Raw genomic sequence first — 12,370 nt, forward strand, 5'->3', positions numbered from 1 at the left:
GCCTAACATCGGCGGCCCCAGTTGTTGAAAACAATCAAGGCCCGCACCCCCCATGGGACTGGACACACCGCAGCGGCTCGACGAGTTGCTGCTTTACCGGCTCAACATCATCACCCGCACCAGCAGCCTGCCGCTGGTGCGCATCTTCGAAGGCGAGCTGGGCATCACCCGGCGTGAATGGCATCTGCTGGCCCTGGTGGCCGAACAACCCGGCCTCTCGCCCTCACGCCTGGCCGAGCTCTGCTGGCTGGACCGCCCGCGCGTCTCGCGCGCGCTGCACACGCTGCGCCAGCGCGGGCTGATCGAACGCCAGGCCGCCCCCCGTGGTTGGCTGGCGCTGCCCAGCGCGTCCGGCCGGCAGATGTACGAAAAGGCGCTGGCCCGCGCCGCCGCCTACAACCGCGAGCTGGTGGCCGGGCTCAGCGACGTGGAGCTCAGCGCCCTGGACCGGGCGCTGCACAAGCTGCAACAGCAGGTCCAGGCCTTGGCCCCTGACACCGCCGCGGCGAGCACGCCGGCACGCCGCCATGCCGGTGGCACCCGGCCCCGCTGAGCCGACAATGGCGCCACGATGAGCCCGCCACGCATTCCGCCGATCCAGTGCCTGCTCGCCTTCGAGGCGGTGGCGCGGCTGCGCAGCGTCAGCCTGGCGGCCGAGGAATTGAGCGTCACCCCAAGTGCGGTCAGCCACCGCATCAAGCAGCTGGAAACCCAGCTCGGTCTGAAGCTGTTCAGCCGCGACTTCGGCCTCAGCGAGGATGGCAAGGCCTATCTGCCGCCGGTGCGCCAGGGCCTGAAATCGCTGCAGCAGGTGCCGGGCCACGCCAGCGGCAAAAGCCAGGGCACGCGGCTGCGGCTGGCCGTCACGCCGACCTTTTCACGCCAGATCCTGCTGCCGCGGCTGGCACTGTTCCGCCATGCATATCCGGAGATCGAGCTGATCATGCAGGTCTCCATCCCGCTGATGGATGTGAAGGCCGAGGACGCGGATCTGGAGATCCGCTACGGCACCGGCCCCTACGCCGGCCTGGAGCAGCGACGCATCCTCAGCGATGCGCTGACGCCCGTCTGCAGCCCCGAGTACCTGCATGAATTCGGCCCTTTCGAGGGCTTTGACAGCGCCGCCGACATCGGCCGCGCAAGGCTGATACGCAGCCCGCTCGATCCCTGGAGCACCTGGTTCCAGGCCCATGGCATCGAGCTGGACGAGCCGCGCGCCGGCGCGCAGTTCAACGACGTCGGCCTGGCGCTCGACGCCGCAGCGGCCGGCTTCGGCGTCGCGCTGATGCGCATGAAGCTGGGCACGATGTGGCTGGACAGCGGCCGGCTGCTGCGCCTGTCGCCGCACACCGTGCCATCGCCCTTCCATCATTTCCTGTGCTGGAAGCCGGGCGCAATGGAACGCTGGGAATGCGCGGCCTTTGCCGATTGGTTGACCCGCGCACTGGCCTGACGGCCGACTGACACCAGGCTGGCAACCGGCACTGGGGACTTCCCTGTGTCCGCCCAGCGCGTTGAAATTTGCTCAAGCCGGCCGCGGCCAAGATTCACGCCAGCCCATCGAGGCTGCCCACACCATCGGCCTCCAGAACACATCAACACTGGAGACGCTCATGGTCTGGCAACAGGTCTACAACCCTTTCAACAATATGCTGCTGAGTACGCTCACCGCCGCCGTGCCGGTGGTGGTGATGCTGCTGGGCCTCGGCGTCTTCCATCTGAAGGCGCACCTGGCGGCGGCGGCCGGCCTGGCCAGCGCGCTGCTGATCGCGATCTTCGCGTTTGGCATGCCGGCCGATATGGCCGGGCGCGCCGCGCTGCTGGGCGGGCTGACCGGCCTGCTCCCGATTGGCTGGATCGTGCTGAACATCATCTTTCTGCACCAGCTGACCGAGCAGAACGGCAGCTTCAAGGTGCTGCAGGATTCGATTGCCGGCATCACCGAAGACCGCCGTCTGCAACTGCTGTTGATCGCCTTTGCCTTCGGCGCCTTCTTCGAGGGCGCGGCCGGCTTCGGCACGCCGGTGGCGGTGACGGCGGCCATCCTGATCGGCCTGGGCTTTTCGCCGCTGGCGGCCTCGGGCCTGTCGCTGATCGCGAACACCGCGCCGGTGGCCTATGGCGCCCTCGGCACGCCGGTGATCACGATGGCCAAGGTGCATGGCTATGACCTGATGGCGCTGTCCGGCATGATTGGCCGGCAGCTGCCCTTCTTCTCGCTGCTGGTGCCCTTCTGGCTGATCTGGGCCTTTGCCGGCCGCAAGGCGATGTGGGAGATCTGGCCGGCCATTCTGGTGACCGGCCTGTCCTTCGCGATCCCGCAATACCTGGTGTCCAACTTCATCGGCCCGGAGCTGGTCGACGTGATCGCGGCAATGAGCGCGATGCTCGCCCTGGTCGGCTTTCTGCGCATCTGGCAGCCGCGGCGCATCTGGACCTCGGTCTCGCTGAAGGGCCATGAGCACGATGGCGGCGAGGCCAAGCCGGCCGAGGCGCCGGTGCAGCACAGCCGTGGCGCCGTCATCAAGGCCTGGACGCCCTGGGTCATCCTGACCGGCTTCGTCTTCGTCTGGGGCCTGCCGGCAACCAAGGCCGCGCTCAACGGCGTCTTTGCGCCGAAGTTCGCGATCGAGGGCCTGCACAAGCTGGTGCAGAAGGTGGCGCCGGCGGTCCCGGTGCCAACCAGCGAATCGGCCGAGTACGTTTTCAATCTGCTCTCGGCCACCGGCAGCGGCATCCTGCTGGCCGCGGTGATCGGTGGCCTGGCCATGGGCTACGGCCTGCCGGCGCTGCTGCGCTGCTTTGTGCGCACGCTCTGGCTGGTGCGCTACTCGCTGCTGACCATCGTGCTGATGCTGGCGCTGGGCACGCTGACGCGCTTCTCCGGCCTGGACACGACGCTGGGCCTGGCCTTCGCCAGCACCGGCGTGTTCTACCCCTTCTTCGGCACCTTGATGGGCTGGATGGGCGTGGCGCTGACCGGCTCGGACACCGCTTCCAACGTGCTCTTCGGCGGCATGCAGAAGGTCGCGGCCGAGCAACTGGGCCTGAACCCCAATCTGATGGGCGCGGCCAACAGCTCGGGCGGCGTGATGGGCAAGATGATCGACGCACAATCGATCGTGGTGGCCTCGACGGCAACGCGCTGGTTCGATCGCGAAGGCGACATCCTGCGCTACGTCTTCTTCCATTCGATCGCACTGGCCTGCCTGGTTGGCCTGTTCGTCACGCTGCAAGCCTATGTGCCGCCGTTCACCTGGATGGTGCACTGAGCACCTGCAGCAGCGCTACAGTCAGCCCCCATGCCTCACCTGACGACCCAAGCCGAGCTGGTGGCTGCGCTGCAGCCGCTGCTGCCCGCCCATGCCTTGCTGTGGACGCCCGAGGACACCACGCCCTACGAGTGCGATGGCCTGACCGCCTACCGCGAACGGCCGCTGGCCGTGGCGCTGCCGGAGGACGAGGCGCAGCTGGCTGCCGTGCTGCGCGCCTGCCATCAGCTGCAGGTGCCGGTGGTGGCCCGCGGCGCCGGCACCGGGCTCTCAGGCGGCGCCTTGCCGCACCGGCAAGGCCTGACCCTGGCGCTGGCCAAGTTCAATCGCATCCTGGCCGTCGACGTGACGGCACGCACGGCCCGGGTGCAGTGCGGTGTGCGCAATCTGGCCATCTCCGAGGCGGCCGCTCCTTTCGGGCTTTATTACGCCCCCGACCCCAGCAGCCAGATCGCCTGCACCATTGGCGGCAATGTGGCCGAGAACTCCGGCGGCGTGCATTGCCTGAAGTACGGGCTGACGCTGCACAACGTGCTGCGCGTGCGCGGCTTCACCGCGCAGGGCGAGGCGGTCGAATTCGGCAGCGAGGCGCTTGACGCCGCCGGGCTGGATCTGCTGGCCGTGCTGGTGGGCAGCGAGGGCATGCTGGCGGTGATCACCGAGGTCACCGTCAAGCTGACGCCCAAGCCACAGCTGGCGCGCTGCATCATGGCCAGCTTCGACGACCTGCGCCAGGCCGGCGACGCGGTGGCCGGCATCGTCGCCGCCGGCATCATCCCGGCCGGCCTGGAGATGATGGACAAGCCGATGACGGCGGCGGTGGAAGACTTCGTCCACGCCGGCTACGACCTCGACGCTGAGGCCATCCTGCTCTGCGAGAGCGACGGCACGCCGGAAGAGGTGGAGGAAGAGATTGGCCGCATGCAGGCGGTGCTGGCCGCCCATGGCGCGACACGCCTGGCCGTCAGCGAGAACGAGGCGCAGCGGCTCAAGTTCTGGAGTGGGCGCAAGAACGCCTTTCCAGCCTCGGGCCGCATCAGCCCCGACTACATGTGCATGGACTCAACCATCCCGCGCAAGCAGCTGGCCACGCTGCTGCTTGCCATCCAGCAAATGGAGAAGAAGTACGGCCTGCGCTGCGCCAACGTCTTCCATGCCGGCGACGGCAATCTGCATCCGCTGATCCTGTTCGACGCCAATGACCCGGACCAGCTGGAGCGCTGCGAACGCTTCGGCGCCGAGATCCTGGAACTCAGCGTCGAGCTGGGCGGCACGGTGACCGGCGAGCATGGCGTCGGCATCGAGAAGCTGAATTCGATGTGTGTGCAGTTCTCGCCCGAGGAGCGTGAGCAGATGTTTGCGCTCAAGCGCGCCTTCGACCCCTTGCAGCTGCTCAATCCCGGCAAAGTCATCCCGACGCTGCACCGCTGTGCCGAGTACGGCCGCATGCATGTCAAGCGCGGCCTGCTGGCCTTCCCCGAACTGGAGCGCTTTTGATGAGCGCCACCCTCACCGCATTGCAGGAGCGCATCCGCGCCGCCGCCGCTGCCGGCACGGCGCTGGACATCCAGGGCCAGGGCAGCAAGGCCTTTTATGGCCAGACTCCGCGGGGTGAGCCGCTCAGCACGGCCGGCCTGAACGGCGTGCGCAGCTATGAGCCCAGCGAGCTGGTCGTCAGCGTCGGCGCCGGCACACCGCTGGTGGACCTGGAGGCCTTGCTGGCCACCCAGGGCCAGTGCCTGCCCTTCGAGCCGCCGCGCTTTGGCGGCGCCGGCACGGTGGGCGGCATGGTCGCCGCGGGGCTGTCCGGCCCGGCGCGTGCGGCCGTCGGCTCGGTGCGCGATCACCTGCTCGGGGCCACGCTGCTCAATGGCCGCGGCGAGCTGCTCAGCTTTGGCGGCACGGTGATGAAGAACGTCGCCGGCTACGATGTGTCGCGGCTGCTGGCCGGCAGCCTGGGCGTGCTGGGGCTGATCGTCGAGGTGTCCTTGAAGGTGCTGCCGCTGCCACGCGCCGTGCTGACGCTGCGCTTCGAGATGGCCGAGGCCGAGGCGCTGGCGCAGCTGAACCGCTGGGGCGCGCAGCCCTTGCCCATCCAGGCCAGCGCCTGCTGGGACGGCGCATTGCTGCTGCGCCTGGTAGGCGCCGAGGCCGCCGTGCAGGCCGCCCGCGCCCGGCTCGGCGGCGAGGAGATTCCTGCCGCGCTGGCGCAGCCCTTCTGGCAAGGCCTGCGCGACCACAGCGACGAGTTCTTCCAGGGCGCAGCGCGTGCCGTGGCCGGCGGGGCCAAGCTCTGGCGCGTCTCGGTGCCGCAAACGGCGCCGGTGCTCCGGCTGCATGGCGAGCAGATGATCGAATGGGGCGGCGCACAGCGCTGGGTCACCACACCGCTGCCGGCCGCGCAGCTGCGCGAGATGGTCACGGCCCTGGGCGGTCATGCGACGCTGTTCCGCTCGCTGGACAAGTCCGTTGGCGTGTTCGCGCCGCTGCCTGCCCCGCTGCTGCGCATCCACCGCGAACTGAAGAAGTCCTTTGACCCGCTGGGCATCTTCAACCCCGGCCGCCTCTATCCCGAGCTCTGATTCGCGATGCAAACCCAACTCGCCCCCGAATTCCAAGGCACACCCGCCGGCGAACAGGCCGAGGCCATCCTGCGCCGTTGTGTGCACTGCGGCTTTTGCACCGCCACCTGCCCGACCTACCAGCTGCTCGGCGACGAGCTCGACGGCCCGCGCGGCCGCATCTACCTGATCAAGCAGGTGATGGAAGGCGCCGAGCCCACGCGCAAGACCCAGCTGCATCTGGACCGCTGCCTGAGCTGCCGCAATTGCGAGAGCACCTGCCCGTCCGGCGTTGAATACGGCCAGCTGCTGGACATCGGCCGGGAGGTCGTCGATGCCAAGGTCGAGCGCCCGCGCCAGGAACGTGCCGTGCGCTGGCTGCTGAAAGAAGGCCTGACCTCGCCCGCCTTCAAGCCCGCGCTGCGTGTCGGCCAGCTGCTGCGGCCCCTGGTGCCGGCGGCGCTGCGCGACAAGATCCCCGCCGCCGCGCCCGCCCGTGCGCATGACTGGCCGACCCGGCCGCATCCGCGCCAGGTGCTGATGCTGCTGGGCTGCGTGCAGCCGGCGATGATGCCCAATATCAACAGCGCCACGGCCCGCGTGCTTGATGCCGCCGGCATCCAGACCGTGGTGGCCGACGATGCCGGCTGCTGCGGCGCGATCCGCAGCCATCTGAGCGATCACCAGGGCGGCCTGGACGATATGCGCCGCAATGTCGATGCCTGGTGGCCGCTGATTCAGGGCGGCAGCATTGAAGCCATCGTGATGAATGCCTCGGGCTGCGGCGTCACCGTCAAGGACTATGGCCGCGCGCTGGCCCGCGACCCGGCCTATGCCGAGCGCGCTGCCAACATCAGCGCGCTGACCCGCGACCTGAGCGAGCTGCTGCCCGCGATGCTGCCCGCGCTGAAGCAGCAGCTCGCGCGGCGCGGTGCTGCCAAGCCCCGCCTGGCCTACCACCCGCCCTGCACGCTGCAGCATGGCCAGCAGCTGCGCGGCGGTGTCGAGTCAGGCCTGCGCGAACTGGGCTTCGAGATCCATCTCGCGCCCAGCGACAGCCACCTCTGCTGCGGCTCGGCCGGCACCTATTCGGTGCTGCAGGCGGCGCTGTCCAAGCAGCTGCGCGAGCGCAAGCTGGCCGCGCTGGCGCCGCTGCAGGCCGAGGCCATCGTCTCGGCCAATATCGGCTGCATCCAGCAGCTGCAATCGGGCAGCACGCTGCCGGTGCGGCACTGGATCGAGGTGCTGGACGAAGCGCTGTCGGGCTGACACCTCAGGTGCGACCAGAGTCCGTCAAGGGCGAATATCGCCCACTTTGCGACATACGGCACTCACCCATCTCAAAAACACCCGCAGTAGCCCAGATTGGTTCTAAACCGGACTGCTAGGTGTAACCGACGGGACAGCAGCTGTGCGCCATTCGCACAATACAAGGGCAAACCAGCAGAGGGCGATTAGAAATTCTTTACAAAATAGCGGCATAACAGGAGGAGGGGCCCTGGTGGCAACTCGCACCGAAGAGGCTGGAGCGTGCAACACCGTGGGGTGGGGCGCCCAGACCCGGAGCCGGCATGTCGCTGAGGGCTGATATGCGAGGCTGCAAGGCCGGATCATGCGCAAGCAGGGTTCGGCCTTTGCTTTTCTGGGTGACGCGATTTGCTCGGCGATACTGGAACGCATGTCGTCGTTCGGATCACGCTCCATGAAACTGACCCGCCGTGCCCTGCCCGCGCTGCTCTCACTGAGCGCGCTCTCCCTGCTGTGCGCCTGCGCCGCCGCGCCCACCGCACCCAGCACGCCCCTGCCTGGCCCCGGCAGCAGCCCGGCCAAGCCCAAGCTGATCGTCTTCGTTGTCATCGACGGCCTGCCAATGCGCCAAGTCCTGGACAACCGCGACCTGTTCGAGCCCGATGGTTTCCGCCGCTTTCTTGACCGCGGCACCTGGTTCTCCGAAGCCCATTACGGCCATGCGCACACCGTCACCGCGGCCGGCCACGCAGTGATGCTGAGCGGCGCCTACCCGCAACGCAGCGGCATCATCAGCAATGAATGGGTGGACCCGCAGACACGCAAGCCGGTCTACAACACCATGGATGCCGACTACCAATACATCGGCCACAAGACCGCCGCGCTGGCCGGCACCAGCCCGCGGATGCTGCTGGCCGAGACCGTCGGCGATGTGCTGCGCGGCAACGAGCCGGCGTCCAAGATGATTGGCATCTCGGGCAAGGACCGCGGCGCCATCCTGCCCGCCGGCCACAAGGGCACGGCCTATATGTACATGAGCGAGACCGGCCAGTTCGCGTCCAGCACCTATTACATGCCGGCCCACCCGCAATGGGTGCAGGCCTTCAACGCCGCGCGCCCTGCTGACGCCTTCTTCCACAAGGCCTGGGCGCCGTTGCTGCCGGGCTGGAATTGCCCGCAGGCGATCGCGTCCAACTGTGCCTATGCCCGCTCGGTGCCCGACGGCCAAACCTGGCAGAGCAGCGGCGGCAATGGCAACACCCTGCCCGCCGTGCTTGGCGCCCCGCTCGACAAGCCAGGCCCGGCCTTCTACGGCAATATCCTGGCCAGCCCCTTCGGTGATGAGCTGACGCTGGCCTTTGCCCGCGCCGCCATCGAGGGCGAGGCGCTGGGCGCCGATGACAGGCCGGACATCCTCTCGGTCAGCCTGTCCAGCCACGACTACGTCAACCATGCCTTCGGGCCGGAATCGCGGCTGTCGCAAGACCACCTGCTGCGGCTGGACCGCCATCTGCAGGCCTTCTTCCGCGACCTGGACGCCAAGGTCGGCAAGAACAACTACCTGCTGATGCTGACCGCCGACCATGGCTTTGCCGACACGCCGGAATGGGCCGCCAGCCAGGGCCGCGATGCCAAGCGCATCCCGGGCAGCGATCTGGTCAAGTTCGCCAATGCCGGCCTCGGCAAACAGTTTGGCGACGGGCGCTGGGTGACCGAACTTTCGGCCATGGGCCTGCTGTTCGACGAAGCCCTGATCAGCAGCCGCGGCCTCAAGCGCGAACAGGTCTACGCCGCCGCCAAGCTGGTGATGCTGCAACACCCCGAGGTGGCCGCCGTCTACACGCCCGACGAGCTGGCGGCCAACACGCCCGCACCCGCGCTGCTGCAGCAGATGCGCAAGTCCTGGCATGCCGAACGCGCCGCGCCGGTGCAGGTGATCATGAAGGAAGGCCGCCTGTTCGGCAGCCGGCCGGTGGGCAGCTCGCACGGCACGCCCTACCGCTACGACACCCATGTACCGCTGCTGAGCTGGGGCCCGGCCTGGGTCGGTGCCGGCGAAGTCAAGACGCCGGTCGAGATTGCCGACGTGGCGCCCACCTTGTCGCGCGTGCTCGGCCTGCGCGCACCGGCGCAGTCGCAGGGCAAGCCGCTGCCCCTGCCCCTGCCCCTGCCGCTGCCCCTGCCCTTGCCTCTAAGCCGCTAGGCATTCACCTTCAGTAAGGCCGCAAAATCTGACGCCAGAGGCGCTCGCGCAGCCACTGGGCGGCAGCCAAGTCCAGGCAGGGAATGTCCAGGGCGCGATGCTGGCGCGAACCGCCCAGCGTATCGGCGCGCAGATGGGTCAAGCCCAGGCTGCGATCCAGCGCCGAGCTGTACAAGGCCACATGCTGCAGCCGCGGACCGGCGATCAGCACCCACTGCCGATTCAAGACGCCGTGGCGGTAGAGCAGCAATTCGCCCTGTTCGGCCACAGCGGCAAATGCGGTCCAGGCCCGGGCGTAGGCAAACAGTGCCAGCACTGCCAGCAGCGCCACACCCGCCAAGCCGATAGCCGGCAGCGCCCAGTGCAGGGCGACATTGATCATGACGCCTGCCCCCAGAATCAGCGCGAGCCAGCGCCCTTGCCCCCAGAGTTGTCGCCACAGCGTTTTCGTGCCGAGCGGCCGCCACTGCAAGGCGGCCCAGTCCAGCGCGGGCAGACAACGCTGCAGCATCTGCTGCGCCTCTGCGGGCGTGGCAATCGGGGCCAGCTCCTCGAAGCGCCCGCCCGGCGCCAGGCCATGCTCATGTTGATCGCCATCGCCCGCCACGGTCACGGCCAGGCGGCAGCGTCCCATCAGGCGGTGGCGCAGGTTCTGCTGCATTTCCCAGCGCTGCAGCCGCGGCAGCCTGGCGCTGGCGCTGACGCGCGTGCTCAAGCCACGCCGCTGAACCAGCTTCTCGCCCTGTTGCTCGAGATGAAAGCCGTGGTATTTGAACAGCGCCAGCACGATGGACAGCAGGTTCAGCACCAGCAAGCCGACCAGCAACAAGACCCCGGCTTCAAGCAGCCACCAGCCCCAGTGCCCCTGGGCCAGCAGGCCGGCACTGGTCTGCTTCAGCCAGACCAGCGGCACCCGCATCGCGCGCAGAAAAGGTTCGCGCAGCTGATCCTTCTGCATCACCGCACCGAATAGCACGCCGACGATGACCATGCCGCGGTTCGACGCCAGCCCCAGGCGGACGATCTCACCCATGCCTAGCTGCAACCAGGTACGCGGCGCACTGCTGCTGTGGCCGACTGCCGGCGCAACAGCGGTCTCGGTGCCGATGCTGGCAAGGGTTTCGGTGGCCGCCGGCGCCACCGCGTCAGGTGCGGGTGCGTGGCGCAGCCGCGCCTCCAGCGCCACCGCGGCACGCAGGCTGAGCACGCGCATCACCGCCTCCGGCTTGCCGCCAGCGGCCGATTCCAGGCTGAGCTCGGTCACCCCCAGGAGCCGGTGCAGCAGCTGCCGACGCTGGTTGCTGGTATGGATGCGCGCCAGCGGGATATGCCGCCACTCGCGACCCAGCACGCCCTCCTGGACCAGCAACTCGCCGTCTTTGAGCTGATAGCGATAGCGGCTGGTGCGCAGCACCGACCACATTGCAATCAGGCACAGGGGCACCGTGGCCCACAACTCCCAGCCCTGATGGCCACGGCCGAGCACTAGCCCTCCGAGGACAGGCAGCGCCACCTTGCGCAACATACCGCCAGCGACGAACAACGCCGACAGCGGGTGCAGGCGCTGCGCCTCGGCCTCCTGCAGCGGCGACAACCCCTGCTCACTCATGCTGGCCTCGCACGCTGGGCATCAGCGCTGCGCGCAGGGCATGGGCCTCGGCCACCGGCAGGCCATGAACCACGGCCTTGTGATCATGCTGCCCCGCCGTATGCAAGACCAGACTGGCCATGCCCCAGGCACGTTCCAGTGGTCCTTGATGAACGTCGAGATGCTGCAGTCGCGCGATCGGGATCCAGACCTCCTGGCGCCACCAGACGCCGTGGCGCAGGCGCAGCCCCTCACCAACGAACAGACAGGCTTCGAACAAAGCGAAACGCCGGGCGCCGTGATAGAGCAAAGGCAGCGGCGGCAACAGGGCCGCCCACATCAGCAACTGCGCATGGGCCGGCGCGAGTTCGCCCTCGCCGAGCAAGGCCCAGGGCAGATAAAACAGTGCGGCAGCGACCACCACCGAGATCAGCAGGCCGCGCAACAACCACAGCCAGCGCAACGCCAGCAGCTTGGGCAGGATGCGCCCCTGCGCTTCGGATTCAGCCATGTCTTCCCGTCCTCCGCCCTGTCGGGCTCGCTTAGGCCGCCCCATGGGCCTGGACGCTGATTGTGCCCGGCAGGCTGGCATCAACGGCGAGACACCCCGCCAGGAAAACCCGAGCAGCCGGCGCGCCGTTTGCCGAGCTCGTCAATCAGGTGCAGGTACGCCATGCCGGCGTGCCAGCGCCGCCACCGTGCCGTCGCGGCGCATGCTGTCCCAGGCCTGCTGCAGCTGCTGACGCAGCGCCGGCGCGGTGGCCAGGCTCACGGCGATCGAGGGGCGTGCGCTGGCCGGATAAGAGAGCACCGGCTCAATCAGCTCGGCATCCAAGCCGTGCTGCTGAAACAGCCGCGCGACGAACTGCGGATTGATGGCCACCAAGTCGTCACGACCAGCCAAGAACTTGCGCAGCACCGAGGCCACATCGGCACTGCGGTCGATCTGCACGCCAAGCTTCAGGCCCAGATCCAGCAACTCCTGTTCTGCGACATCGTCCTTGACGACCGCAATCCGGTAGGCCTTGAGCCCCTCGATATCGCGGGGCGCCACCTCCGGTCGTGATTTCAAGCGGTACAGCGTGCCCTGGCGCAGCGTGGTTGTCCCCAACCAGTGGAACTGGTGTTCACGCTGCGGCAGCCGCACGATGGCCGGCAGCAGCACGTTGGGTCGGCTCTGCCCGGCCCGCATGACCCGCGGCCAGGACTCGAAGGCGTAGTCGCCCTCCAGGCCGGCGCGGCGCAGCAACTCGCGCGCCAGTTCAACCGCATAGCCCTGCGGCTGACCTTGGGCGTCCGGGCTCGAATAGGGCGGCAGGTCTTCCAGCGGCACGCTGATGCGCTCGGCCGCCAATGCCGGCAGGCTCGGCCCCAGCCAGGTCGCAAGCAAACAGACCAACGCAAACACAAAACCGAACCGAGATGTGAATCGCTGGGGCATGGAGACGACACCGGGTGACTGCTGCTGACCATTGTGCAGCACGCGCCTCGCGGCGCG

General features: G+C 68.3%; 10 protein-coding genes. 7 read left to right on the forward strand and 3 right to left on the reverse strand.

Annotated features, from left to right (window positions below; translation table 11 throughout):
• Positions 1–52 precede the first annotated feature (52 nt).
• From RQP53_RS12665 to RQP53_RS12695, 7 genes are all read left to right on the forward strand, one after another.
• Positions 53–553, forward strand: coding sequence for a MarR family winged helix-turn-helix transcriptional regulator (locus tag RQP53_RS12665; protein ID WP_315650674.1), 501 nt, complete (start codon positions 53–55; stop codon positions 551–553).
• A gap of 18 nt (positions 554–571) precedes the next feature.
• The gene (locus RQP53_RS12670; RefSeq protein ID WP_315650675.1) at positions 572–1,453 is read left to right on the forward strand and encodes a LysR substrate-binding domain-containing protein; all 882 of its coding nucleotides are present in this window, start codon (positions 572–574) and stop codon (positions 1,451–1,453) included.
• A 160-nt stretch (positions 1,454–1,613) separates the two neighbouring features.
• Positions 1,614–3,272 (forward strand): L-lactate permease, encoded by a 1,659-nt coding sequence (locus RQP53_RS12675; protein WP_315650676.1) that lies wholly within the window; start codon positions 1,614–1,616, stop codon positions 3,270–3,272.
• A 30-nt stretch (positions 3,273–3,302) separates the two neighbouring features.
• A complete protein-coding gene (locus tag RQP53_RS12680; protein ID WP_315650677.1) occupies positions 3,303–4,769 on the forward strand; it encodes an FAD-linked oxidase C-terminal domain-containing protein in 1,467 nt (488 codons plus the stop codon).
• Positions 4,769–5,854 carry a glycolate oxidase subunit GlcE gene (gene glcE, locus RQP53_RS12685; protein WP_315650678.1) on the forward strand — a complete coding sequence of 362 codons (1,086 nt, stop codon included), beginning with the start codon at positions 4,769–4,771 and terminating at the stop codon, positions 5,852–5,854. Before RQP53_RS12680 ends, glcE begins: the two co-directional genes overlap by 1 nt.
• 6 nt (positions 5,855–5,860) lie before the next feature.
• The gene (gene glcF, locus RQP53_RS12690) at positions 5,861–7,102 is read left to right on the forward strand and encodes a glycolate oxidase subunit GlcF (RefSeq protein WP_315650679.1); all 1,242 of its coding nucleotides are present in this window, start codon (positions 5,861–5,863) and stop codon (positions 7,100–7,102) included.
• A 433-nt stretch (positions 7,103–7,535) separates the two neighbouring features.
• A complete protein-coding gene (locus RQP53_RS12695; protein WP_315650680.1) occupies positions 7,536–9,284 on the forward strand; it encodes an alkaline phosphatase family protein in 1,749 nt (582 codons plus the stop codon).
• A gap of 10 nt (positions 9,285–9,294) precedes the next feature.
• Here RQP53_RS12695 and RQP53_RS12700 read toward each other — a convergent pair whose 3' ends face one another.
• The 3 genes from RQP53_RS12700 to RQP53_RS12710 form a co-directional block, all read right to left on the reverse strand.
• Positions 9,295–10,893 (reverse strand): PH domain-containing protein, encoded by a 1,599-nt coding sequence (locus RQP53_RS12700; RefSeq protein ID WP_315650681.1) that lies wholly within the window; start codon positions 10,891–10,893, stop codon positions 9,295–9,297.
• Positions 10,886–11,383 (reverse strand): PH domain-containing protein, encoded by a 498-nt coding sequence (locus tag RQP53_RS12705; protein WP_315650682.1) that lies wholly within the window; start codon positions 11,381–11,383, stop codon positions 10,886–10,888. Before RQP53_RS12705 ends, RQP53_RS12700 begins: the two co-directional genes overlap by 8 nt.
• Positions 11,384–11,524: 141 nt before the next feature.
• Positions 11,525–12,262 (reverse strand): substrate-binding periplasmic protein, encoded by a 738-nt coding sequence (locus RQP53_RS12710; protein WP_315650683.1) that lies wholly within the window; start codon positions 12,260–12,262, stop codon positions 11,525–11,527.
• Positions 12,263–12,370 lie beyond the last annotated feature (108 nt).

The organism is Roseateles aquae, from assembly GCF_032337115.1.
Classification (GTDB): Bacteria; Pseudomonadota; Gammaproteobacteria; order Burkholderiales; family Burkholderiaceae_C; genus Roseateles_C; species Roseateles_C aquae.

Coding starts and splice junctions, on each gene's coding strand:
- RQP53_RS12665 (WP_315650674.1), top strand. CDS start 53: ATGGGACTGGACACACCGCAGCGGCTCGACGAGTTGCTGCTTTACCGG.
- RQP53_RS12670 (WP_315650675.1), top strand. CDS start 572: ATGAGCCCGCCACGCATTCCGCCGATCCAGTGCCTGCTCGCCTTCGAG.
- RQP53_RS12675 (WP_315650676.1), top strand. CDS start 1,614: ATGGTCTGGCAACAGGTCTACAACCCTTTCAACAATATGCTGCTGAGT.
- RQP53_RS12680 (WP_315650677.1), top strand. CDS start 3,303: ATGCCTCACCTGACGACCCAAGCCGAGCTGGTGGCTGCGCTGCAGCCG.
- glcE (WP_315650678.1), top strand. CDS start 4,769: ATGAGCGCCACCCTCACCGCATTGCAGGAGCGCATCCGCGCCGCCGCC.
- glcF (WP_315650679.1), top strand. CDS start 5,861: ATGCAAACCCAACTCGCCCCCGAATTCCAAGGCACACCCGCCGGCGAA.
- RQP53_RS12695 (WP_315650680.1), top strand. CDS start 7,536: ATGAAACTGACCCGCCGTGCCCTGCCCGCGCTGCTCTCACTGAGCGCG.
- RQP53_RS12700 (WP_315650681.1), bottom strand. CDS start 10,893: ATGAGTGAGCAGGGGTTGTCGCCGCTGCAGGAGGCCGAGGCGCAGCGC.
- RQP53_RS12705 (WP_315650682.1), bottom strand. CDS start 11,383: ATGGCTGAATCCGAAGCGCAGGGGCGCATCCTGCCCAAGCTGCTGGCG.